Origin of the sequence: Methanomethylovorans sp. (assembly GCF_041305605.1) — an archaeon.
Lineage (GTDB): Archaea > Halobacteriota > Methanosarcinia > Methanosarcinales > Methanosarcinaceae > Methanomethylovorans.
Window position 1 is genome coordinate 14145 of the sequence record NZ_JBFYLB010000117.1, and the last position, 23020, is coordinate 37164.

Here is a 23020-nt window from a genome sequence, read left to right on the forward strand (position 1 = left end):
AATTAAAATCAGAAAGGTATTCCCCACAAGGGATACCATTTCTCTACATTCTTTTCTATGGGCAGTTCTCTTTCCATCAGGGACTTGAGCCTGAATTCCGTGGAATTATCTCTTTCTTTATTTCCTTTCGGTACGAAAGGATAGAAACTATCCTGCTTGAAATTGTATATCCAATATACGGTACTGTTTCCCTGGAACTTGTATATGGCACATAGCAATTGCTCCCCGAAACCATGTTCTATCATCGTCTGGCTTACCAGGTGTATGTTGGTGACAATGTCCTCGAAATCAGGATCTTCCAGAATGGCCCATAAAAAGTTGTATTCATCTTTTTTGAGCTTGTAGGAGGTTCCGGTTTCCTGGCAACTATATCGCAGGAGTTCTTCTATCTCTGTGCGCGCTGTCTCATAGCGGGATGATTCAGTTGGCTTGAAACATATCCCTGCGACAGTGGTGGGCTTAATTCCCAGATTTGTTTCAAGGGTGACAATCGCTGTCGAAATAGCGAACAACCTCTCTGTCTTTGCTTTTGGGAGTTTGCTCCTTCCAAGTATTGTGTCAAGAAATCCCATCAGAACTCAAGCTCCCTTTCTAATTTTTCAAGTGCTGCTAAGCGCTTTTCCGTGGAAGGGTGTGTCGATAGAAGTTGCATGATCGAAGAGCCGGATATTGCAGGGATGATGAAAAAGGCGTTCATGCCTTCAACTTTCCTTAGGTCTTCAGATGGCACTCTCTGCATTGTACCGCTTATCTTCATAAGAGCGGATGCGAGTTTTGAAGGTTTCCCTGTTATAATTGCAGACCCCCTGTCAGCGGAGAATTCCCGGTATCGTGAAAGGGCGCGGATGAGCAGGAAGCTTATCACCCACACTATCATTGAAACTATCCATACTACAATAAGCCCTCCATTCCCATTTCTCCTGTCGTTCCCTCCGGTAAAGTATAAGGCATACCTTACAATGAAGAAAGCAACAGTTGAAAGGAAACTGGCTATGGTTAGTACCGTCATGTCACGATTCTTAATGTGAGTCAGTTCATGCCCTATCACGGCCTCAAGTTCTTCCCGGTCAAGGCGTTGCATAAGGCCTGTGGTCACAGCCACAACGGCATTCTTTTGGTTCCTTCCGGTGGCAAAAGCATTGGGCATCATAGTATTCATGATAGCTATTCTTGGCATCGGAATATCTGCGATCGCGCACAGCCGTGTGATCATCTCATGAAGTTCAGGTTCCTCGCTCGCTGATACAATTCTGGCTCCTGATGTCCACAATACCATCTTGTCAGAATAGTAGTACTGTACGAACATCATTACTCCCGCAAAAAGAAGTATTAACATGGAGTCTGCGCCATTAGCAGCCAGGAATACAAGGAAGAACAAATACACAGCTCCCAGCAAGAACATGGTAAGCAGCATCCTGCTCTCCAATCCTATATCATGTTTCCATTTTCTCATGGAGGTATTCCCCCTAGATGATATGTCATCAGTAGAATATTAGCCATCTGCATATATCATCTGCGCTTATAAGTCCTGCACATGTCCACAAATGCCTTTACAGGGAAGCTCACAGGATGAGCGTGCTGATAACATGCCAGCGAATTGTGTTCCACAATGCCATCCCATCCGTCTTTTATTCCCTTGCCGCGTTTCATCTCAAACGTAAGCCGGGCATCATTATCACAATCGGTGGCTGAATAGTGGAACTCATGTCCACGCACTGGTCCTTTTATGAATGGTCCATGTGCGTAACCTTCCGTATATCCCAGAGCCTGGAGCTTCTTGGTAAGTACGGTACGTGCAGGGAACAGATCTGCCATCCTATATGTGACATCATCGATCTCGTAAGAGGTTGAAAGGTACTGCAATCCGCCGCATTCCCCGTATATGGGCATTCCATCTGCCGAAAGGTTCTTTAAGGCTTTTGTAGTTGCGGAAGCTTCAAGTTCACATGGGTACAGTTCGGGATAGCCTCCGCCAAAATACATGCCGTCAACATCCGGTAATTCCCCGGCCACGGGACTGAAGAACACAACCTCCGCACCGTTTCGCCTGAATTCATCGAACATGTCAGCATAATAGAAGCAGAATGCTTTATCCATGGCCACTCCTATCTTCAGGTCTGCCTCTGGTATCTCTTTTTCTGGATAAACATCTGTTTTTGGTTCCCTTGCCAGCCCTATGATAGCATCCAGATCCACATTCTCTTCTATGAACCTGGCAAGCTCACTGGTATCAAAATCGCATTCAAAGGCCATGTGCAATCCCAGATGCCTGGAAGGCACGCTTATATCTTTGTTACGTGGCAGGCTTCCTACGATCGGTACGTCGGGAATACAATCGCGGATCATTTTTGCATGTCTCGGACTTCCCACCTTGTTGAGGATTACTCCCGCGACCTCCACTTCCGGGTCAAATTCAGAGTAACCTTTTACAATAGCAGCAGCACTACGTGACATCCCATGTACATTAACTACCAGGATCACAGGTACATCAAGGGACTTAGCTACATGTGCAGAACTTGCAACCTCGCTGGAATCCATGCCGTCAAAAAGTCCCATCACGCCTTCGATAACCGAGATATCTGAACCGCCGGAAGTACGGTTCATTTCCCTTTTCACACCTTCCACTTCCATCATAAATGTATCCAGGTTACGGGATGCTCTTTTACAGATAGCTGTATGGTACGATGGATCGATATAGTCTGGGCCAACCTTATAAGGCTGGACTTGCATGCCTCTTTTGACCAGTGCAGCCATTAGCCCCATGGAGGCTGTGGTTTTTCCGACACCGCTATTCGTTCCCGCTATCAGTACCGCTTTTGTCATGAGTTTTACTGTATGTGTAACGTATATATATCAGTATGTCCGATTAAATCGCTCAAAGGCTTCTAAAAAGGGATATCTGTAGTTATGATCACTCCACACAGAACGGAATTCCTCACGGATTCTTATGGCCGTACCATAAAGAGCCTGAGGATGTCTATTACTGACCGATGCAATCTGAACTGTATCTATTGTCATAACGAAGGCAGTATAGGTACTACCGGAGAGATGTCAGTGGAGACCATCTCCAATATAATGCACGTGGCTGCAGGTTTTGGGGTCAACAGGCTCAAGATCTCAGGTGGAGAGCCCTTGTTGCGTAAGGATCTGGAAGATATACTCGTATCATTACCTCCTTTTAAAGATGTGTCCATGACAACTAATGGTGTCCTGCTCAGGGAACGCGCGCAGTCTCTAAAGGATGCAGGTCTTAACAGGGTGAATATTAGTCTTGATTCTTTGAATGAGGGAAACTATAGGCACATAACCAAGTGTAAAGGTGGGATATTCGGAAAGGTTATAGATGGTATCCGTGCTGCAGTTGATGTTGGCCTCACCCCGGTGAAACTGAACATGGTCCTGCTTAAAGATGTCAATGAATTTGAAGTTGAGGACATGCTTTCCTTTGCAAGGGAATTCCATGGGGACGTGATACTGCAGCTTATCCAGCTCATGGATTTTGGGGATGTTGCCTGTTATCATGTAGATGTGGATGAGGTAGAAAGGGAACTTGAACTTAAGGCGGGGTGCGTCCAGGTCAGAGAGTTGCACCACAGGAAAAAATATCTTATCGATGGCGCTGAAATTGAATTCGTCAGACCTGTGGATAATACCGAGTTCTGTGCCAACTGCAACAGGCTGCGCGTAACAGCGGATGGGAAACTTCGTCCCTGTCTGCTTGTAAATGATAATCTGGTGGATGTTTCCCATGCCTCCGTGGAGGAAATGTCTGATCTTTTCAGGCTTGCTGTAAGCAGAAGGGTTCCATTTTACCGGAAACGAAAGGAGATATGATCATGGAAGTGAAGTTAACGGTCGATGGGAATGAGATTGAAATAAACCATTTTGTACAAAAGATCCTTGCAGGTACCGTAGTTGGTGCAGTCGGCACATTGAAAGGCGTGGAAGAAGATTGTGATGAGATCGTGCTAAAAATAAAAAGATAACTCTGCTTACAGCAGGTGTTCTATTTCAGAAAAATCAATAGGTGACGTTGCATCCAGGGAGATGGGTGTGACCGAAATGTGCCCTTTCTGTGAAATAGCATGTACATCGGTGCCTTCTTCTTCTTCCATTATGAGATCCCCGGCTATCCAATAATACGGCTTGCCTCTTGGGTCATGCCTCTCTTCCACCGCTGTTTTGAATACTTTCCTGGCAAGCCTGGTGATCTCTATTTCAGTGTCTTCTTCTACCTGGTGAGGGATATTTACATTTAACAGGTCTACATGTTCAGGTAGTCCGAATTTGATCACATTTTTTGCTATCCTGTTCACAACCTTTATCGCGACATCAAAATCGTGGTCATACTCCCAGTTATCATCGAACTTATCTTTTTCTTCTTTTGCCTGTATGGAAGCAGCAATGGCCGGTATTCCGTAACTAGCCCCCTCCAGAGCAGCCCCTATAGTTCCGGATGTGGTGATCGTATCGGTGCTAATGTTCTCTCCGATATTGAACCCGGATAAGATCAGATCCGGCATCTCTTTCATCACAGCGAATATTCCAAGTATGACTGCATCGGTCGGGGTGCCACCGACGGCATAGACATTCATATCATTGATAGTGGCCTGGTTTATCCTTAAAGGCTCAAAAATTGATATTGATCGACCCACTCCACTCTGTTGCATAGAGGGCGCACATACTATTACTTCTCCAATATCCTGTACACTTCGGTACGCTGCCCGGATACCTGCAGAATAGACGCCATCATCATTTGTAAGCAATATCTTTGGCATAGCTCCATCTTTGTCAGACCAAGCCTTAAAACTAATCCATGGATCTATGCAGAACAGTTGAATTTAATAAAGGGTATTTAATTTAAGATGGATGTATGCTTCACACATTTGCATACATTCTTCTATGTCCTCTCTCTTGTTCCTGGTTATCTTCCTTGTCCTGCATCTGGGCCATCATCTTTACTTCTTCAAGGACTTCTATCTCATCACGCATCTCTTCCAGCCTGTCAATGATAGCTTCTATTTCCTGGTTTTGTTCAGTGGAATTTTTGGGATTATTGCTAATGATTTCCAGAAGCAGTGAGGCATCGTCGAGCACTTGGGCTATAATGGTCCTGTCTATATATTCTTTAGCTTTTCTGTTCTCTCCATAGGTCAGGCTGCCATTGAAATCGCTCAGTTGCTCTTCAAAAAGACCAATGTCGTAATGAGCAGACTTAAAAAGTTTTTTTACGTAATCCTCTCGATAAACCTGTTTGGCGTTTTTAAGGACACGGCTAAATTTTCTATAATCCATCGACTCACATCCTGGGATCGAAAGGCAAGAAACTTACAGGGATGTGTAAATATCATTTGCCAATGTAATGCAGTCTATTTTCATATCATTTCATATGTTTAGAAGTATTATTTATTCGGACCAGTCATCTTCCATCGCGGTTTTACTTCTCATGGGTTCTATGCTCTTAGGGGTACATACGGTTTCAACGAACTGTCCACCGTTGACCTGGTAGGAAAAGTCCACCTCAGAACCAAAATTCTCTTCTTCATCCGGAATAATGCAGTCACAAAGGTAGATATGTAAACTTCCGCCGCCATCCATAAATACGGAGGGTCTTACACCGGCGTTGTCATATTCTTCAACTATTCCTCTAAAAACCAGCGACATGTATCTCTTTGCTTCCATCGGCCATCACTACACTGAGATACTCATGTTCACGCACTTAAACATGATGGCATTATTTTGCATTTCATGTTCACAATTATCCATACTATGTTCAGAACATGTCTGCAGTAAAGCATTTACATTAAGGGTGGATTGGCTTATTCTACATGGCTCATACTTGAATGTGGGCGTGTCATAAGAAATGTTTTTAAGCCTTGAAAGATAGGTGATATGGTTAAAACGCGTTTCAATTATCAGATGGTACTATTATGCTTGAAGATGAATATCAGCTTGATTTTTTCAAGGATAACGGTTTTGTCAGGAAACAGTGTCCTAAATGTGGCAAGTTCTTCTGGACCCGCGACCTTGAAAGGGTTACATGTGGTGATGCACCGTGTGACCCCTATTCTTTTATAGGCAATCCAGTGTTCAAAAAGAGTTTCGATCTCGCCGAGATGAGGGAATATTACCTCAAGTTCTTCGAGGAAAGGGGTCATACCAGGATGGGAAGATATCCTGTGGTAGCTCGCTGGAGGGATGATATATACCTTACCATAGCATCTATCGCTGATTTTCAGCCATTCGTTACATCCGGTGAGGTTGCTCCTCCTCATAATCCTCTTACCATATCTCAGCCGTGCATCAGGCTTTCTGACCTGGATGCGGTAGGCAGAAGTGGCCGCCATCTTACAACCTTTGAGATGATGGCTCATCATGCATTCAACAAGCCAAATGCTGAGATATATTGGAAAGACAGGACTGTCGGACTCTGCGATGAACTGCTGAACTCTCTGGGAGTTGATCCCATGGCAGTTACATACAAAGAAGAACCATGGGCTGGAGGCGGAAATGCTGGTCCCTGTGTGGAAACTCTGGTCGGTGGGCTGGAAGTTGCCACTCTTGTGTTCATGAACCTGGAACAGGTAAAAGATGGTCCGATCGAAATAAAAGGTGAGATGTACCGCAAGATGGACAATTATATTGTAGATACTGGTTATGGTCTTGAGCGTTTTGTCTGGGCTTCGAAAGGTTCTCCCACTATTTATGATGCGGTCTTTCCCAATATAGTAAAAGAGCTCATGAACCTCGCTGGTATAGAACATGAACTTGAGGACCCTGAATATGCCAATATCCTTGCCCAGAATGCAAGGCTTGCCGGGCTTATGGACGTAAGTGAAAAGGCAAACCTCATGGAACTACGCAGGCAAGTGGCTTCAAGTATAGGGACAACGGCTGAAAAGCTTTCAGCCATAATGGAACCTGTGGAAACCGTATATGCTATCACTGACCACAGCAGATGTCTTACTTTTATGCTTGGCGATGGTATAATCCCTTCCAACGTAAAGGCAGGATACCTGGCGAGACTGGTGCTCAGAAGGACACTTCGTATGATGAAGGATCTGAATATATCCATTCCTCTCAGTGAGATCGTACAAATGCATATCAAGAACCTGCCGGAATATCCGGAGTTCGCTGAAAGGCTCGAAGTTATCGAAGATATCCTTCACCATGAAGAGATAAAGTTTCAGGAAACTCTGGAACGGGGCAGGAGGATGATCAGTAAGTCTGCCAAGCATTACAAACAAACAGGGGAAAAAATGCCCCTTGAGAAGATCATCGAGATGTATGATACTCATGGCATCCCACCCGAGATATCAAAAGATGCTGCCGGTGAAGAAGGGGTCAATGTAGACCTTCCTGACAATTTTTACTCCCTTGTCGCCGGAAGACACAGCAAAGCAGAGGAAAAGGAAGAAAAAGTATTTCCTTATGCAGACCGTGTATCCCGTCTCCCTCCCACAAAGAGGTTATTCTATGATGAACCCAATAGGATGGAATTCGAGGCTGTTGTGCTCGATCTGTTCGATAATTACATTGTATGCGATAGTACTCTTTTCTATCCGGAGGGCGGTGGACAGCCTGCTGACCATGGTACTTTTGTCCTTGAGGACGTGGTGCTGAACGTGGTGGATGTACAGATGGTAAAAGGTGTGGTAGTGCACCGGATAGACGCTATGGAGAATGAGCTGCATCTGCGCAAGGGTGATATTGTGACAGGTAGGGTAAATAAGGATCGTCGTATGGCGCATGCGTGCCATCATACGGCTACCCATATCGTCAATGATGCAGCCAGGAAAGTGCTTGGTGACCACATCTGGCAGGCAGGTGCCCAGAAGACGGAGACCAGAGCTCGTCTTGATATCACACATTACAAACGTATCACAAAAGAACAGCTCAACCAGATCGAGCTTTTGGCTAACCGGACCGTCATGGAAAACCAGAGGGTCACTGCCGAATGGATGGAGCGGAACCAGGCTGAACAAAAATATGGTTTCGGTCTCTATCAGGGTGGGGTTCCCAAGGGTAATCTTATTCGTGTGCTGAAAGTTGCCGATGATATCGAGGCATGTGCAGGCACTCATTGTACTAACACTGGTCTTGTAGGGCCTATAAAGATTCTTAAGACAGAGCGCATCCAGGACGGTGTGGAACGTATTGAGTATGCTGCAGGCATGGCAGCTGTGAGGGCTATTCAGGAATCAGACTATTATCTGACGACTGCCTCTGATGCTTTAAGGGTGCTTCCGGAGCAGCTTCCCGTAACTATCGACCGTTTCTTCACCGAATGGAAAGAGTTCAAGAAAGAAAATGTGAGGCTTAAGGAAGAGATGGCTCAGCTGCGTGTTGTCAGAATGCTGAGCAATTCCCAGGATCTTGGTGGTGTACGGCTCGTGGCGCAGAATGTGGACCATGCAGATACGGATGAACTCGTTAAGATCGCTGGTGAGCTCACCCAGGATGATGATGTTATGGCTCTCCTTATCAGCGATTTTGAAGGTGTCAAGATTGTGGCGGCCGCTGGTAAAAAAGCTGTTGCAAAAGGAGCAGATGCAGGAAAAGTTGTACGTGAAATGTCCCGGATAGTAGGAGGCGGTGGTGGAGGACGTCCGGACATGGCCCGTGGTGGGGGTGTGGATTCCTCAAAAGCTGCTGAAGCCATGGAAAAAGGTATCTCTCTTATCAAGACTTCCTTCAACGTGTAAAACTATATAGTTCGGGCAACTATGGTGATGGAGTTTTTCCATCACCTGTTTTTTATATAAACTCCATGCTATAGCAATGTTACAATGTTTTTCTGGAAAACCCATGTAAGGTAAAGAAGAAAGTACTTCCTTTGTTCTTCTCACTTTCCACCCATATCCTTCCCCCATGACGTTCAATGATACGTTTAGCAATGCTAAGGCCAAGGCCATTCCCACTATATCTTCTCTTAGTACTGGGGTCTATCTGGTAGAAGTGATCGAATATTCTGCCGAGGTCTTCAGGCTGTATGCCTATGCCTCTATCCGTCACCTTTACGGTTATGAGATCGTCCGAACATGCTGCTTCTATTACCACGTCCTCTCCTGGCATGTTGAACTTCACTGCATTATCCAAAAGCTTTGTCATTGCATAACAAAGCTTATCCGGATCAGCTTTTACACAAATTTCTTTTCTTGTCTGATTTCTCATATGAATATCGGTTTCCAATGCTTTTGGCAGTACTTTTTCAATAGCTTTCTCAATAACATCATACAAGTATACACTGTCATAAATAATAGATCTGACATCCTCTTCATCCATGGCAACTTCCAGGAGATCTTCTATCATCCACTCCTGACGTTTCAAAGCTTCAAGGGATCTCTGGAGGTATTTGCTACGTTTTTCTCTGTTATCCTCTTCCGATGCTATTTCTATGAACCCTTTAACTATTGTCAAAGGTGTGCGTAGTTCGTGAGATATATTGGAAATAATATTGTTCTTCATTTCATCAACTATTCTAATTTCGGAAATATCCTTTACCAAGCACACAAGCTTTTTCAGGCCATTGAGCTCAACATGTCCGTGTCTTATCAGGACAGGTTTCATTGCTCCATTCTGTAAGATCAGATATGCTTCAGACTGATCGCTGTCGTAATTCTGTACATTATTCTGCCACATTTGCCGGGGAAATCCCTTGTCTGAAAAAATGAACTGCTCCAGCTGCTTTCCAATTATCTCATTACCAGTGGATCCGCAGAGGTCCAGAAAACGTTCATTCCCATATTCTATCCATCCCCCTTCATCTGTGACAAAAATAGCTTCATTGCTTACGGATGTTATTACATCCAAATAGTTTCGGGTTTCCAACACCTTCCGGGACGTTTCTTCTATTTCACGGACCAGCTTTTGTATTTTTGTTCCAATTTCAATGAAAACACCTGAAAACCCATGTGTCCCTGTGTTATTTCTCATATCAGGCATGTAACTAAAGTTACCTTTATTTAATTCGTCCAATCCTCTATTAAGCGAATCTATTGGTCTGAGTAAAACAACTTTTATAACATAGGCCAAAAAGAAAATGGCAATTAGCAGAAGCACTATATAGATAAGGGGCATACGTGCGGGCTCAATTACATGACCAAAGAATCCATCTTCCTGGAGCCCGATATGTATCGTTCCCATGGTTCCTTCTTTAATGGGCTTTATTATTTCATGAATTTTTTTCTTTGGCTGTAAGTCAATGAAAGAAAGACGGGAGTTGGAGAACTGTTCCTGGAGGCCAGTATCTTCTTCTGATATGGTCCATAAGATGATATCTCCATTTATGTCCGTAACATAAATGTAGACGATATCACTATCGCTCAACAAGATCATTTTAATTATGTTCTGGATCTCACTAGTATCGTTTCTGAGCAATATGTAACTGCACTCTTTTTCAAGAACTTCTGCCAGGTTTAGAACATTCTCTTTGGCTTGCATTTCCATGGAATGTTTTTGGGTGGCATAAGAGGCAGAAACTAGCATACCCATTAAAAATACGATGCCAACCAGTACGAACAAGCTTTTTTTCCATATATATGCACATGATCCGGAAGATGCCAAACTATTATCCTTGCCGAACATTTATGATACGCAATTCACTACTTGTGGACATCAGGATACCTGAGGGATCACTGATAATATCTTTAAATTGTTTTGCCCGAAATCCCAGCTTTCACTGGAAAGTATACTTTGTATTATATTCATAGTTTATATTTTTAATGCTATTATTATATTGTGTAACTGCGTAGAATACCAAAGTTTAATATGAGAACAAAACAAATAATTACTAATATATTATACAAGGTAAATATGATGAATACGGACGAGACGCACGAGATCATTCATGCTTTCAAAGAGGGGTTAAGGTCAAAAACTGTTCTTTTCCTTGCTCCCGTAGATGTTGCTGTGGGACGTATTGTTTATTTTTATGTGTCTGATCTGTTGCAAAGCAATCCTCAACAAAAAGTGGTCTGGCTTTGCCTGAAAGTTCCCCGGGATAAAGTAATGGGAATGTTCCAGGAATACAAATACGACGTTGATCTTGGACGCATCATGTTCATTGACTTACTTCCTCCAGGAAAAGAACCATCTGATGGTGTTCTCTATTTCTCCTCACCATCAGATCATACTAAAATAGCTTCCCATATAGTGCAACTCTTTGATAAGTTCCCCGGCTCTCTATTAGTGATCGATAGCATGACAGTGTTAGGCACTGATAATATGCAGGTCGTGGAAAGTTTCATTAATTTCGTCTGCACAAAAGTCTCAGAAAAAAATGGTTCTATTATTGCCATTTTGGGAAAGGATACTCTTAAAGCTGAATCAGAAGCCCTTATTAAGTCTTTCTTTGAGATCATTGTGGAACTCACAAGCATAGGCGAGATCCATGCAGAGATCGGGATGAAAACTCTTGATGCAAGGTTCCATGTTGAAGATGGAAAACTCTCCTTTGAATATATACAGAAGAAGTTGAAGAGAGGTCGTCTGAAGATCCTTATTGTGGATGATGAGCCGGATATACCCGATCTTCTGCAGCTGTCACTTTCGAATCAACCTTATGATTTTGTAGTTGCATATAATGGGCAGCAAGCTATCGAAGCTACATTGAAGGAACGTCCGGATCTGATCCTCCTTGACATAATGATGCCTGATATGGATGGATACGAAGTGGTAGAACACCTCAAGCAGAGCGCAACATCCGCTACTATCCCTGTGATAATGATCTCTGCAAAGACCGCTGTAGAAGACAAGGTGCGCGGCATGGAATTGGGTATTGATGATTACATTGCCAAACCTTTTGATAAGCGTGAGGTAAACGCCAGGATTCGGATGGTCATGCGTCGATTTGGTTGGATCGAAGATGAATGACCAAGGCAAAGTTTTATATTTCAGAAAAAAAGTATACTACCCTCTAAAAAAATTCATACTCTTCAGTTCTCGGAGTCTTTTGGATGTGTCCTAAAGTCATGGTAGTAGATGATGAACCGGATACTATTGATCTGTTAAAGCTCGTATTAGTATGAGAAGATCGATGTTGTAGGTGCTCACAGCGGTATTGAATTTTTGGAACTTATGGATACCCTGGATTCTGATGCTATTCTGTTGGACATAATGATTCCTGAGATGAAAGGCTGGGAAACCTTCCATAAGATCAAGGAAAAAGACCCTCAAGTCCCTGTGGCAATAATTACGGTCAAAAGCCAGGATTTTGACAAGATGCGCGGCATCCATGTGCTAAAAGCTGATGATCACGTTACAAAGCCCTTCAGCAGGAAGAATCTTATAGAACGTACTCGTTGTCTCGTTGCTCTGCAAAACAAGAGAATAAATGAAAAAGAGTAATATCCATTAAATCTTTTCGCAGATGTAAGCTGTTCTTCCTCTGGCAAAAAGATTGACCTTCCTGTCTCCTTTTAGATCTTTTTCCAGCCTCTTACGAATATCCCAGTACATCGTGGGGTCTACCTCGGCTCGCAGCAACACTTTGCCATATCCCAGCTTTTTAAGTTCTCTATTAATATCTTCAGGTACAAACCCGGCACTAAAAACTACCCTAAAGGTATTTTTTATCATAGGATGTTCCGCAATGTAATTTGATGTCAACATCAAACGTTTGTTGTCTATTCGGAATATCTCTACATTTTTATTCTGTATCTCTGCTGCAAGTTCGGGAAGTAATTCAGCTTTTATCACAGATGGGTCAGGTTCATACAGGTATTTTCCAGGCTGATCTGCATTGATGAGCTTGTTATCTCCATTATGTCTAAGATCTCCACACAGCTTTACTGGCCCTGGTAAGGCCAATGCAGATATGCTGCAACTCTTAAGATATCCAAAATACAGGTTCAACCTGTTTAGTTCTCCATTCAGGGAAAGATATTCAAGTTCACAGTCAAAAGGTATCCTCTCAGGGGTTAACTGTGGAGGTACCTCAAAAGCAAAGTTCCTAGTTTTTCCGGAATATGCTGTCAGTACATCAGGTATATGAGGAGTGAGATTAGCTATGTCACGCTCATCCTCTGCTGCAGCTCTTGCAGGGTCCGAGAATACAACATCTACTGCAGGTATCTGATCGATCACATCCTGGCAGAGTGCATCCCCGCAGATGAATTCCACGTTGTTTAGACCAAAAAGCTTACAGTTCTTTCTGGCAAGTTTAAGTTTAGCAGGATCGATCTCAATAGCATAGACAACTTCACACTCTTTTGCAAAATATACCGTTTGTCCCCCAATACCACAGCTTATGTCCGCCAGGCTGGAGCATTTAAGCCTTTTTGCTCTATAGGCGGCCACTGGCCAAGGTGTGGCGAAGCGCAAGCCATCTTCATCAGAAAAGAACTGCCTTTCAAAATTCTTTTTTCTTGTCACCTGGATCAGATTACTAAGGTGCATCAATGGATTTAAAGCGATCCGTCTACGAATCACTGAAAAACGTTCATTTACTTGGAATATAATTATATAATATTGGATGCATACATATACTCCACTACAGTAGTTTTAATCCATATTATAATCTGGAATTCAAGTAATACTAAAGGTCTAAGATGGCAGGGCTTGGCGACAAGATCAAGAACATAACTTCTCTTCTGAAAAAAGGAGGAAAGAATAAATCATCTAATTCTCCTTTCAGTGGTAACTCTGATCCTTTTTCCAATGCTCCCCCTGGTCTTGGACTAGTACCTGATCTCTCAGCAGGTATGCCTCCATCTCAGGGTGGTCCATCTATCCATGGGATGCCTCCTGGTCTTTCCTTTCCGCCAAAGCCCGGTCAAGCAAGTCCACCTGGAGGTTTTCCTCCGGGAATGCAATCCTCACAGGAGAAACCATCTGTTGACGCTGCCGCACTTGAAGCTAATACTAAGAAAATAAAGGAGATCGAAGGTAAAATAGCAAAAGCAGAGGTTAGCCTCTCAATGGTACAGAAGGAGAATGAGGAAATAGGCAAAACAGTTGCAAAGATGGATAAGAACATCCTTGAATTGCTATCTTTATACGAAATTGTATCTAACCAGGTGAACCCTTTTGTAGGTGATGATGCAGGTGGAAGGGCAACACTGGAAAGATTCGACAAGACTGAAAAAAGGATAAATGAAGTGGGTAATATGCTTGTAATGCTGAAGAATGACATAGATTCTTTCTCACAACGCATAAGTTCTTCAGGAGTTGCAGACTCAGTTAGTGAAAAGATACAGGACATGGAGACAAAGTTCGATGCTTTTGCAGATGCAATGGCAATGATGCACGAGAGCATCAATAATCTGTCTGTAAAAACACAGGAATTGAGTAATAAGGGCACTAATACAGATAATGGCATTCTGGAGCTTTCGGAAACTATCAGCAAAATATCTCTAAGAGTTGAAGGTATAGAAAAAAATGGGGCGAAAACGCTAAAAAGCCAGGCTTCTACCTCTAGCTCCCAAGAAAATGATCCTTCTGAAGAATTAAATCCAAGTGATCTGGACAAACAAAAGGAGAAGAACCCTCTGGTCAGATTGGATGCTATACGCAAGGACCCCACAAGTGTCGTTGTCCTTCTTAACTGGATAGAGTTCCTTATGGAAAGAGTGGGAAGGAACAATTTGATGGATGCCCTTGACTATTATGTTGATATTGGCTGGATAAGCGATAATGTGCGGTCTGAGATCATGGCCTATGCAAGGGGCATCGACTATTATGTGGAGAAACCTACCTGGCGTCTTCTCCCGGAAGATCACACAAAATCCCTGCTTTTCATAGAGAGACTATGTGGTCGTAAGATAGACAAAAACATGCTGAGCAGTATTGACAGAGAAATGTCAAAGGTAAAGCATGGACTGGAGGAACTCTATGGGCTTTGAGACATCAGTGGTAGTGACCATTTTTTTTGTTTCTGTCCTGATTACTGCCACCATTTCCTACACAACTATCAGTTCTTCCCATGATCTGATTTCTAGTTCTGCTGACGAGCACTACTCACTTGCTACGAAAAAATTGCAGACAGATATACAAATTGTTCAATCAAGTGCTATTATTCACAATTCTACTTACCAGTTATCCCTGGAGGTTCTCAATACAGGCAGTGAGACCTTGATGTCGGATGAGATAGATGTGCTAATTGATGGCGTTTATAGGCCCTATTTAAATTTCAATACTACCACTACATGGACTCCACAAACCTCTGTCGTCTTAAACGTCCATAATCTGTCGGGTTTTGGTGATCACAGGGTGAAAATAGTGGCTGAAAATGGGATTTGTGATTATTATTCTTATAATATTTGAGCCTTCAAATCTTAGGAATTAATATATACTAATAATTATATATTACTAGTTAGTATCTTTGATCTTCCTGAGGTTGACAGAACAGTGTTCAGTACAGGGCCATTTTACAAGTTGTATGCGGATAGAACAGGTGAAACTGCTATCACTCACATGATATTCTTCATAGCAGCTGTTGTCATAGCAATGGGTGTAGTTGCTGTGCTTTCTGTAAATATTCAGTCACTTACGGGAGCTACATATTCAGGAAGTAAAATCCTATCAGATCAGATCCGCACAGATATTACAATAATCAATGACCCTGAGGTCATACCTTGTGACAGTTATGAAAAACGCTATACTTTCTATGCAAAGAACACTGGAGGCTCCGAGCTTAATACAGAATTTATTACCATCCTGGTGGACGGGACGCTCATAGAACCTTCGGATGTGCAAAGCAGTGTAATAGACGGGGATGTCGTCTGGCGTCCGGGAGATGTGCTGGTTGTCAATGTAACAATGTCATCAGCTCTCAGCGGTGGGGATCATCGAGTTAAGATAGCTGCTGAGAATGGCAAGTCCGGGTCCATGAACTTTAAAACATAAATGTGAGGTATATAATTGGCAGACGTTTATCCTTTTAGCATTTCCAGGGATGAGTTCAATGACAAACTGGGCGGAGGCTTTCCATCCGGTTCCTTTGTAGTCATAGAAGGCGGTAGTGGTGGAGGAAAAAGTACCATTACTCAGCGTCTGACATATGGCTTCATAGAGAACAAGATCAGTGTAACTCTTGTTTCTACACAGCTTACGACCAAAGGCTTCATAAATCAGATGTATTCTCTTGATTATCCCATTGCTCCTCATCTCCTTAATGGTACTCTACTTTACATACCTGTTATTCCTTTGGTTCAGGCTGCGAAATCCCGCTTGGACTTTGTTGAAAGACTGATGAGTGCCGAAGAGCTTTTTGATAAAGATGTGATCATAATTGACACTATCTCATCTCTTATCAAGTACAGTGCCAACATCGAGAAAAGCTTGGATCTCATTTCTTTTTTCAAGAAACTCAATGGCATTGGCAAAGTGATAATCCTTACTATAGAACCTAGCCAGCTTAGTGAAGAGATAACTTCTATGTTCCGGTCAAGTTGTGATATATATATTACGCTAAAGTCCAGGCCTATGGCAAATGAAGTCAAGAGAACCGTGGTGGTCAACAAGTTCACAGGTGCCAAAGGACCTGTAGGACAGATGATAGGTTTCAGGATAGAACCAAAAGTTGGTCTGGTTGTGGAGATTGCGTCTGTCTCATGATGCAGGAGGTTGTATGAATGGATGCTGATTTCCAGAAAGCGGTACAAAGGAACCCTCATCTTGGAGAGTATGTAGAAAAATTTACTAAAGAAAAAGGGTCAGAACCTAATTTCGTTGTAAGTCTGTCAAAGGATATTGAAGGTGACAATGTAAATATCATACTGGCTGTGGGGGATCCCATATTTGTTCACATCTATGGTACGCCTGAAATGGGTGAAATAAAATACTATACCATAGAACCTCGTCTTTCAGACAAGGAAAAGAAGAAGTATGATTCTATTATGAGCCTTATCCTGGAGAAATCCTCAAAGGAACCTGTACCACAATCTGAGACCGAACTTAAAGAAATGATCTCAAAGTTATTGAACAGTTCCGTGGACGTGGGTGCAGGAGGTGACATAGAAGTCGACAAGAAAGGACCAGCTGTCATTCAAAAACTTATTCCTGTGAAGAAAAAAGTACCATTGAACCAACAAGAGTACAATAAGATCCTTTACTATATCGAAAGGAACATCATCGGTTCAGGTCCCATAGAACCTATTATCAGGGATCCATATCTTGAGGATATCCATAGTATAGGTGTAAGCGGTGTTTTCATTGTTCACAAAATATTCGGAATGCTTCAGACAGATATTACCTTTGGGGATGATGCAGGGCTTGATAGCTGGCTACGCAGCATGAGTGAGCGGATTGGTCGCCCTGTAAGTGATGCTCGTCCTATTGCTGATGGTGCTCTTCCTGACGGTTCACGTATCAATATCATCTACAGTCCCGATATCAGTCGCAGAGGCAGCAGTTTCACAATGCGTAAATTCATGGAAGTTCCTGTGAGTATCGTTCAACTTGTAAAATGGGGTGCCCTAAGTGCCGAGATGGCAGCTTACATGTGGATATGTCTGGAGAATGGTCAGAGTGTTTTCTTCAGTGGTGAAACTGCAAGTGGAAAGACCACAATGCTCAATGCATGTCTATGTTTCGTGAATCCCAAATCTAAGATCTACACTGCAGAAGATACAGCAGAAGTACAGCCTCCGCAACCTGTATGGCAGCAGCTGATCACCCGTGAGGATGGTCCGGTGGATTCGAGGGTTGATACTTTTGCACTACTGAAAGCTGCATTGCGTTCCAGACCGAACTATATTATCGTAGGTGAGATCCGAGGTGTGGAAGGTGCTGTGGCTTTCCAGGGTATGCAGACAGGACACCCGGTTATGGCTACTTTCCACGCATCAGCAGTTACCAAGATGATACAGCGTCTAACAGGTGATCCTATTAATGTACCTGTTACTTTTATTGATAATCTCAACGTTGCCATGATTCTTTCCGCAGTTTACAGAAAAGGTAAGTTCCTAAGGCGTTGCCTTGCTATTGAGGAACTGGAAGGGTATTATGAAGAAGCCGGTGGTGTGGTCACAAGAGCTGTATTCCAGTGGGACCCAGAGACTGACAAACATAATTTCAGAGGCCTTAACAACAGCTTCATTCTTGAAAACAAAATAGCTACCAAATTGGGTTACGATGACAAGCGTAAGATCTACCAGGACCTGTTCCTACGTGCCAGGATAATAAATGAAATGCGTTCCAGGGGCATAGAGGAATATTATGAAGTACTGGAAGTGATCATCAATTTCTACAAGCATGGTATTAACGGGCTACCGTTCTCAGTATAAGGGTGTATGTAATGTATAGTAAGGCATTCCATTGTATGGACATGGAACCGGCAACTTACATAAAAAAGATTGCCATACCGGTCATTGCATTTGGTTTTATTTTTTCCTTTTTACTTTATGCTGCCCTGCCCACTTTGTTCCAGGGAAGTACCAGGGCAATCCCCATCATGATTCCTGTGATCTGTATTCTCTTTGCAGTGTACTATCCCCTTTCTATCTATGGAGGCCAAGCTTCACGCATTGACAACAACATGCACTATTTCATCACTCAAATGGGTTCAGTTGCCACCGCTGAAACTCCACGGCTTGATATAATCAGGATAGTTTCCGATAACAAAGAGTATAGGGAGTTATCCACTGAAACAAAAAAGATCTATAATCTTGTCACCGTATGGAATATGAGCCTTGCAGAAGCATGCAGGTTCATTTCCAAGAGAACACCTTCGGTTATATTTGAGGACTTTCTGGACAGGTTCGCTCACGGATTACAGTCAGGAGAAAACATCAAAACATTCCTTTTTTCAGAGCAGAATGTTGTCATGAACGAATATGAGTCCATGTACAACAGTGCTATGTACAATGTTGAGATAATCAAGGAGCTCTTTGTTTCATTGGTAATGTCTCTCATATTCCTTGCTTCATTCGCTGTTATCATGCCGGTGATAACGGGTATGGATGCAGTACTTCTTATGGCAATGGTGGTAGTGACGTTCATAGTAACAGACATTGTGATACTTCTGTTTACAAAAGGCAAGGTTCCAAAGGATCCTCTGTGGAGTAACTCCCATATAATTCCTGATTATAAGATCAAATTGTATCGTTCGATCCCTATTTCCGTTGGGGCATGCATCCTTGTTACTATTGTTGTCCTGCTTTACGGAAAAATTGTCACACCCATTGCCATTGCAATTTGTTTAACTCCTCTCATATACACCGGAAAGGTATGCCGCAAGATAGAGAAAAGCATCAGGCGCAGGGATGAAAACTTTCCTGCCTTTATTAGGTCCCTGGGAAGCTCAGCAGGTGCCAGGGGTGGAGTGATAGACGATGCATTGAAAGCATTGCGTATCCATGATTTTGGCCCTCTTACAAAAGATGTGAACGAGCTATACAAGAGGCTTAACACGAGGATAGACAAGTTCAAATCATGGGAATTCTTTTCTGCAAATACCGGAAGCCATCTTATTCAGAGGTTCTGTGTCATGTTCGTAGAGGCAACTAACCTTGGAGGCAAGCCGGAGATCATAGGCGATATCATAGCCGCAAATTTTCACAGAATAGTGACTTTAAGAAAAAAAAGGGTACAATCGGCTTCAAGTCTCGTAGGTGTCCTTTACGGTCTTACAGGTGGCATCGGTTTCACAATGTACATCTCTGTAGGTGTGGTTGAACTTATGCAGGATATGTTCTCCAGTGTGGATATGCCACCGGGAATGTCCATGGGTATGGTGCTCTATACGGATGTGGGAGATATCGAAGTATTGTCACTGATGGTATTGTTCATCATGATAGCACATTCTCTGATGTCTGCAATATTGATCCGGGTGGTTGATGGGGGTCATATTCTCAGTTCTACCATCGACTTTGTGATAATGGTGTGGATCTCAGGTATCAGTGCCGTGGTTACAAGGACTGCAGTTACATCACTCCTAGGAATGGGCTGACAAAAAAGTATCTGGAAATGGTGTGGATCTTCAGCCAATAAGTTGTTTAACACGGCCCGCAATGACCTGTCCCACTTCTTTTGTGGTGGCCTTGCCTCCAAGATCAGGCGTGACCCAGTTCTGGTTAATGGCATATTCCATGGCATCCTGTATCAATTTTGCCTGGTCGGTCAATTTAAACCATTCCAGCATCATCTTCATGCTCAGGATGGCAGCTATGGGATTGGCTATACCTTTTCCGGCTATGTCAGGTGCACTTCCGTGCACGGGCTCAAAAAACGCATGCTTCTCTCCGATGTTAGCACTTGGTACCAGCCCAAGCCCACCAACCAAAGCCGCAGCCATATCACTCAATATGTCCCCGAACAGGTTAGTGGTCACTATGACATCATATCTGTTAGGATGTGTGATCAGGTTGTAAGCCATTGAATCTACAAGGGTGTCGTGGTATTCTACATCATGGGAAGAGGCTGTTTGACGGCACACATCCAGGAATAATCTGTCCGATTTGAGTACATTGGATTTATGTACTATCTCCACACGGTTCTGCCTGCTTTTGGCAAGTTTGCAGGCATACTCGGCTATCCTCTTGGAGCCTTTGCGGGTAATTACCCTTTTGGTGTATGCTACATCTTCATGTATCTCTTCTATGCCGGAATACATACCTTCAGTGTTCTCCCGCACTATCACCAGGTTGAAATCATTTCGCCCTGTGACACCCACGATGCCGTCGATGGGTTTTATGGGACGTATGTTGGCATACATATCCAGCTCCTTTCTTATTGTAAGGAGCACACTCTTATAAGCAGGATCAGGTGGTGTTGTAATGGCACCAAATAATATACAATCACATTCCTTCAGGGTTTCAAGGTCATCATCTGTGATAGCAGAGCCTGTCCGTTCCCATTTTCCATATCCCAGTTCCACAGGTACCTTTTCCACAGGCAGGGCAAGGGCGTCCATTACTTCTATAGCTGCAGGTATGACCTCTTTACCTATTCCATCTCCTTCCACCACTGCAAGTTTCATTGACCTTCACCTTGTTCTTTCCTTATCTGCTGTACAAGTTTCCGTATCGTTACGGCTACCTGGAACTCCGAGGCTCCCCAATGGACTACAGCTCCTTTTATTCCATTTATGGTAGCAAGGCCAGATCTTTCGGACAGGCAGCATCGGGTTACAAATGGTCCATGTGGTGTGTAAATATCAGAACGGAACGGGCAGATATTAATGAACTCGTATTTCAGATCAGGGAACCTGGATTCGAAAAGTTTCCGGGATATCTCGCAACCTACAAGTAGTGATCCATCTTCAGTAATGACATCAGAGTCGAGGCATTTTCCTTCAAGTCCTGATGAAGAACATGGGAATACCGTCTTTTCTCCTTCGAACTGCCTGAGGTCCTTCATATTTTCTTTAAACCGGATGCTCAGATCACCGAAGATACCGCTTGCTTCAAGCTTTCTCACCATCAGGCTAAGCCAGGAAGGTTCAGGTGGGATTACATCTACTATTTCAAGATCGATTATTTCAGAGGGATCAGGTTCATGTACAAATGTAACATGCCTGTCGAGTCCTGTGAAGATAACTGTATTCACACCAGTCTTACAAAGTTCTGCAGCCTTTTCTATAAGAAGTCGCCGATCTTTGATATTTAAAAGTTCACCGTATTTGAGAACCTGTTCTGCGGAGGCTATCAGTTCTGTCTTTGTGACCTTTCTTAATAGGTCCTCTCCGGTGTGTTCAACTCGATATATGGAATATTCTTTATCAATATCCGTGATCTGTTCTACTATTATATATCGACTAAGGAAATATATCGTTTCCTCATGTGCATCATCAGGGTGGATCCTCGTAACTCCCACGTATTTATACTCGTCAGGAAATATCATTACAACCTCTATTTTTTTCCTGCATTGCCTTGCGGTGGGGTACAAGTCCTCCCTCACTTAGTATTTCAAGAAGGAAATCAGGCAGTTTATTGCCTGTATATTGTTTTCCGTTAACCGTAGCCTTCCCATTTTCAAGGTCAACTTCGATCTCATCTCCTTCGTGGCACTGTACATCGGCTTCCATCAAAGGAAGGCCGACGTTTATGGCATTGCGGAAGAATATCCTTCCAAAGGATCTGGCTACAACACAGGCAACTCCTGCATATTTAAGTGCCAGGGCAGCCTGTTCCCTTGAAGAACCACAACCAAAGTTATTACCGCCTACTACTATATCTCCAGGCTTTACTTTTTTAGAAAAATCAGGGTCAACACCTTCCATTGCATGGTTTGCAAATACCTGCATATCCGTAGTACGGAGATATTTTCCAGGTATTATGACATCTGTGTCGATGTCATCTCCAAAGACCCATGTTCTTCCTTTGATCATTTTCTCCATAAAGTTCCACCTTGGGCTAGCTTCTATCTTTTGCTATTTGTATATAGCGGCAGTTCACACCTCTACTGTATTACCCTGAAGCAAGTCGCTCTCGCTGACATTTACTTCTTCCACTCCACTGCCATAGCTGATCTCATATGGCTTTGTGGGAGCTACGTCAAATTGGGTCTGTCCGGTGATAGGTCCTTCTGTTGAATATGGGACAATGAATGAATAGGTTCCATTTGATACCGTGGTCTGTGAATATGTGAATGAGCGTCCCTGGCTTGTACTAATTATAGTACTGATCGTTACGTTCTCACCTGCTGGTGCAGTTCCTGTGATCTTTGCTCCTTCTACGTATTCGAATATCTTCACATACCCGGAATTGTCTTCTTTGATGTTTCCACTGAAGAGCACATTGTACACGTTCTTGTATCCTACTTCCTGGCCTTGGGTGCTGGTACCGGGAGATTCATGCACCATGCGGTAATGCTTGAGACCATTACCGTCAAAAATGTGCAATTTAGCTTCCATGGAATTGAAGTAACGTTCACCAGGCACAGTTACTACTCCCTGGTCAGTCTGTACAGGTATGTAATAATTCTCTGTATCCAGTGTCCATGCAGCCATGGCAAAGAACTTGCCGGTGGCCATTTCCACATCAGATACAATGTATCTGGCTCCCATCTTGTCAGCATCGGGATGAATGGCTTCAAGCACTGCAGTGGCTTCTTCTTCAGAAGAAGCAGTGAAGAATGT

Annotated in this window: 22 protein-coding genes and 1 pseudogene; 11 read left to right on the plus strand and 12 right to left on the minus strand. The window is 43.2% G+C overall.

Going from position 1 to position 23020, the window contains the following annotated elements:
* Window positions 1-8: 8 nt before the first annotated feature.
* The 3 genes from ACCM36_RS07445 to ACCM36_RS07455 are packed head-to-tail and all read right to left on the minus strand — an operon-like array spanning window position 9 to window position 2823.
* Window positions 9-572 (minus strand): hypothetical protein, encoded by a 564-nt coding sequence (locus ACCM36_RS07445; protein ID WP_370573120.1) that lies wholly within the window; start codon window positions 570-572, stop codon window positions 9-11.
* The gene (htpX, locus tag ACCM36_RS07450; protein ID WP_370573121.1) at window positions 572-1453 is read right to left on the minus strand and encodes a zinc metalloprotease HtpX; all 882 of its coding nucleotides are present in this window, start codon (window positions 1451-1453) and stop codon (window positions 572-574) included. The genes ACCM36_RS07445 and htpX overlap by 1 nt, the downstream gene beginning before the upstream one ends.
* Window positions 1454-1509: 56 nt before the next feature.
* Window positions 1510-2823 carry a cobyrinate a,c-diamide synthase gene (locus ACCM36_RS07455; protein WP_370573122.1) on the minus strand — a complete coding sequence of 438 codons (1314 nt, stop codon included), beginning with the start codon at window positions 2821-2823 and terminating at the stop codon, window positions 1510-1512.
* An 84-nt stretch (window positions 2824-2907) separates the two neighbouring features.
* On the opposite strand from ACCM36_RS07455, the gene moaA reads away from it, so the two are divergent.
* Window positions 2908-3834 carry a GTP 3',8-cyclase MoaA gene (gene moaA / locus ACCM36_RS07460; protein ID WP_370573123.1) on the plus strand — a complete coding sequence of 309 codons (927 nt, stop codon included), beginning with the start codon at window positions 2908-2910 and terminating at the stop codon, window positions 3832-3834.
* A 2-nt stretch (window positions 3835-3836) separates the two neighbouring features.
* Window positions 3837-3986 (plus strand): hypothetical protein, encoded by a 150-nt coding sequence (locus ACCM36_RS07465; RefSeq protein WP_370573124.1) that lies wholly within the window; start codon window positions 3837-3839, stop codon window positions 3984-3986.
* 6 nt (window positions 3987-3992) lie between these two features.
* Here ACCM36_RS07465 and surE read toward each other — a convergent pair whose 3' ends face one another.
* From surE to ACCM36_RS07480, 3 genes are all read right to left on the minus strand, one after another.
* A complete protein-coding gene (gene surE / locus ACCM36_RS07470) occupies window positions 3993-4778 on the minus strand; it encodes a 5'/3'-nucleotidase SurE (protein ID WP_370573125.1) in 786 nt (261 codons plus the stop codon).
* 100 nt (window positions 4779-4878) lie between these two features.
* A complete protein-coding gene (locus ACCM36_RS07475; protein ID WP_370573126.1) occupies window positions 4879-5295 on the minus strand; it encodes a hypothetical protein in 417 nt (138 codons plus the stop codon).
* Between the two features lie 111 nt (window positions 5296-5406).
* On the minus strand, window positions 5407-5682 hold the full coding sequence (locus ACCM36_RS07480; protein ID WP_370573127.1) for a hypothetical protein: 276 nt from the start codon (window positions 5680-5682) through the stop codon (window positions 5407-5409).
* A 248-nt stretch (window positions 5683-5930) separates the two neighbouring features.
* On the opposite strand from ACCM36_RS07480, the gene alaS reads away from it, so the two are divergent.
* Window positions 5931-8705 carry an alanine--tRNA ligase gene (alaS, locus tag ACCM36_RS07485; protein WP_370573128.1) on the plus strand — a complete coding sequence of 925 codons (2775 nt, stop codon included), beginning with the start codon at window positions 5931-5933 and terminating at the stop codon, window positions 8703-8705.
* A gap of 79 nt (window positions 8706-8784) precedes the next feature.
* On the opposite strand, the gene ACCM36_RS07490 is transcribed toward alaS, so the two are convergent.
* Entirely contained in the window at window positions 8785-10587 is a 1803-nt protein-coding gene (locus tag ACCM36_RS07490) for an ATP-binding protein (protein WP_370573129.1), read from the minus strand.
* Window positions 10588-10815: 228 nt separating this feature from the next.
* Here ACCM36_RS07490 and ACCM36_RS07495 point away from each other — a divergent pair, with 228 nt between their 5' ends.
* Both ACCM36_RS07495 and ACCM36_RS07500 read left to right on the plus strand, forming a co-directional pair.
* Window positions 10816-11874, plus strand: coding sequence for a response regulator (locus tag ACCM36_RS07495; RefSeq protein ID WP_370573130.1), 1059 nt, complete (start codon window positions 10816-10818; stop codon window positions 11872-11874).
* Window positions 11875-12078: 204 nt separating this feature from the next.
* Window positions 12079-12348, plus strand: coding sequence for a response regulator (locus ACCM36_RS07500; RefSeq protein ID WP_370573141.1), 270 nt, complete (start codon window positions 12079-12081; stop codon window positions 12346-12348).
* A 6-nt stretch (window positions 12349-12354) separates the two neighbouring features.
* Here ACCM36_RS07500 and ACCM36_RS07505 read toward each other — a convergent pair whose 3' ends face one another.
* Window positions 12355-13374 (minus strand): methyltransferase domain-containing protein, encoded by a 1020-nt coding sequence (locus ACCM36_RS07505; RefSeq protein WP_370573131.1) that lies wholly within the window; start codon window positions 13372-13374, stop codon window positions 12355-12357.
* A 176-nt stretch (window positions 13375-13550) separates the two neighbouring features.
* Here ACCM36_RS07505 and ACCM36_RS07510 point away from each other — a divergent pair, with 176 nt between their 5' ends.
* The 6 genes from ACCM36_RS07510 to flaJ all read left to right on the plus strand — a co-directional run bounded on the left by ACCM36_RS07510 (window position 13551) and on the right by flaJ (window position 19891).
* Window positions 13551-14843 (plus strand): FlaD/FlaE family flagellar protein, encoded by a 1293-nt coding sequence (locus tag ACCM36_RS07510; protein ID WP_370573132.1) that lies wholly within the window; start codon window positions 13551-13553, stop codon window positions 14841-14843.
* Window positions 14833-15264, plus strand: a complete 432-nt coding sequence (locus tag ACCM36_RS07515; RefSeq protein WP_370573133.1) for a hypothetical protein — start codon at window positions 14833-14835, stop codon at window positions 15262-15264. The genes ACCM36_RS07510 and ACCM36_RS07515 overlap by 11 nt, the downstream gene beginning before the upstream one ends.
* A gap of 84 nt (window positions 15265-15348) precedes the next feature.
* Window positions 15349-15846, plus strand: coding sequence for a flagellar protein G (locus tag ACCM36_RS07520; protein WP_370573134.1), 498 nt, complete (start codon window positions 15349-15351; stop codon window positions 15844-15846).
* 15 nt (window positions 15847-15861) lie between these two features.
* Window positions 15862-16557: an ATPase domain-containing protein gene (locus ACCM36_RS07525; RefSeq protein WP_370573135.1), complete on the plus strand. Its 696-nt coding sequence runs from the start codon at window positions 15862-15864 to the stop codon at window positions 16555-16557.
* Between the two features lie 17 nt (window positions 16558-16574).
* A complete protein-coding gene (locus ACCM36_RS07530) occupies window positions 16575-18227 on the plus strand; it encodes a type II/IV secretion system ATPase subunit (RefSeq protein WP_370573136.1) in 1653 nt (550 codons plus the stop codon).
* 11 nt (window positions 18228-18238) lie between these two features.
* Complete coding sequence (gene flaJ, locus ACCM36_RS07535; RefSeq protein WP_370573137.1) at window positions 18239-19891, plus strand: archaellar assembly protein FlaJ; 1653 nt, start codon at window positions 18239-18241, stop codon at window positions 19889-19891.
* 30 nt (window positions 19892-19921) lie between these two features.
* On the opposite strand, the gene ACCM36_RS07540 is transcribed toward flaJ, so the two are convergent.
* From ACCM36_RS07540 to ACCM36_RS07555, 4 genes and pseudogenes are all read right to left on the minus strand, one after another.
* On the minus strand, window positions 19922-20920 hold the full coding sequence (locus tag ACCM36_RS07540; protein ID WP_370573138.1) for an isocitrate/isopropylmalate family dehydrogenase: 999 nt from the start codon (window positions 20918-20920) through the stop codon (window positions 19922-19924).
* Window positions 20917-21783: a hypothetical protein gene (locus ACCM36_RS07545; protein ID WP_370573139.1), complete on the minus strand. Its 867-nt coding sequence runs from the start codon at window positions 21781-21783 to the stop codon at window positions 20917-20919. Before ACCM36_RS07545 ends, ACCM36_RS07540 begins: the two co-directional genes overlap by 4 nt.
* The gene (locus ACCM36_RS07550; RefSeq protein ID WP_370573140.1) at window positions 21770-22279 is read right to left on the minus strand and encodes a 3-isopropylmalate dehydratase small subunit; all 510 of its coding nucleotides are present in this window, start codon (window positions 22277-22279) and stop codon (window positions 21770-21772) included. Before ACCM36_RS07550 ends, ACCM36_RS07545 begins: the two co-directional genes overlap by 14 nt.
* A 54-nt stretch (window positions 22280-22333) precedes the next feature.
* Window positions 22334-23020 (minus strand): annotated as a pseudogene (locus ACCM36_RS07555) (oligosaccharyl transferase, archaeosortase A system-associated); the annotation flags it as partial.

Coding starts and splice junctions, on each gene's coding strand:
- ACCM36_RS07445 (WP_370573120.1), bottom strand. CDS start 572: ATGGGATTTCTTGACACAATACTTGGAAGGAGCAAACTCCCAAAAGCA.
- htpX (WP_370573121.1), bottom strand. CDS start 1,453: ATGAGAAAATGGAAACATGATATAGGATTGGAGAGCAGGATGCTGCTT.
- ACCM36_RS07455 (WP_370573122.1), bottom strand. CDS start 2,823: ATGACAAAAGCGGTACTGATAGCGGGAACGAATAGCGGTGTCGGAAAA.
- moaA (WP_370573123.1), top strand. CDS start 2,908: ATGATCACTCCACACAGAACGGAATTCCTCACGGATTCTTATGGCCGT.
- ACCM36_RS07465 (WP_370573124.1), top strand. CDS start 3,837: ATGGAAGTGAAGTTAACGGTCGATGGGAATGAGATTGAAATAAACCAT.
- surE (WP_370573125.1), bottom strand. CDS start 4,778: ATGCCAAAGATATTGCTTACAAATGATGATGGCGTCTATTCTGCAGGT.
- ACCM36_RS07475 (WP_370573126.1), bottom strand. CDS start 5,295: ATGGATTATAGAAAATTTAGCCGTGTCCTTAAAAACGCCAAACAGGTT.
- ACCM36_RS07480 (WP_370573127.1), bottom strand. CDS start 5,682: ATGGAAGCAAAGAGATACATGTCGCTGGTTTTTAGAGGAATAGTTGAA.
- alaS (WP_370573128.1), top strand. CDS start 5,931: ATGCTTGAAGATGAATATCAGCTTGATTTTTTCAAGGATAACGGTTTT.
- ACCM36_RS07490 (WP_370573129.1), bottom strand. CDS start 10,587: ATGTTCGGCAAGGATAATAGTTTGGCATCTTCCGGATCATGTGCATAT.
- ACCM36_RS07495 (WP_370573130.1), top strand. CDS start 10,816: ATGATGAATACGGACGAGACGCACGAGATCATTCATGCTTTCAAAGAG.
- ACCM36_RS07500 (WP_370573141.1), top strand. CDS start 12,079: ATGGATACCCTGGATTCTGATGCTATTCTGTTGGACATAATGATTCCT.
- ACCM36_RS07510 (WP_370573132.1), top strand. CDS start 13,551: ATGGCAGGGCTTGGCGACAAGATCAAGAACATAACTTCTCTTCTGAAA.
- ACCM36_RS07515 (WP_370573133.1), top strand. CDS start 14,833: ATGGGCTTTGAGACATCAGTGGTAGTGACCATTTTTTTTGTTTCTGTC.
- ACCM36_RS07530 (WP_370573136.1), top strand. CDS start 16,575: ATGGATGCTGATTTCCAGAAAGCGGTACAAAGGAACCCTCATCTTGGA.
- flaJ (WP_370573137.1), top strand. CDS start 18,239: ATGTATAGTAAGGCATTCCATTGTATGGACATGGAACCGGCAACTTAC.
- ACCM36_RS07540 (WP_370573138.1), bottom strand. CDS start 20,920: ATGAAACTTGCAGTGGTGGAAGGAGATGGAATAGGTAAAGAGGTCATA.
- ACCM36_RS07545 (WP_370573139.1), bottom strand. CDS start 21,783: ATGATATTTCCTGACGAGTATAAATACGTGGGAGTTACGAGGATCCAC.
- ACCM36_RS07550 (WP_370573140.1), bottom strand. CDS start 22,279: ATGGAGAAAATGATCAAAGGAAGAACATGGGTCTTTGGAGATGACATC.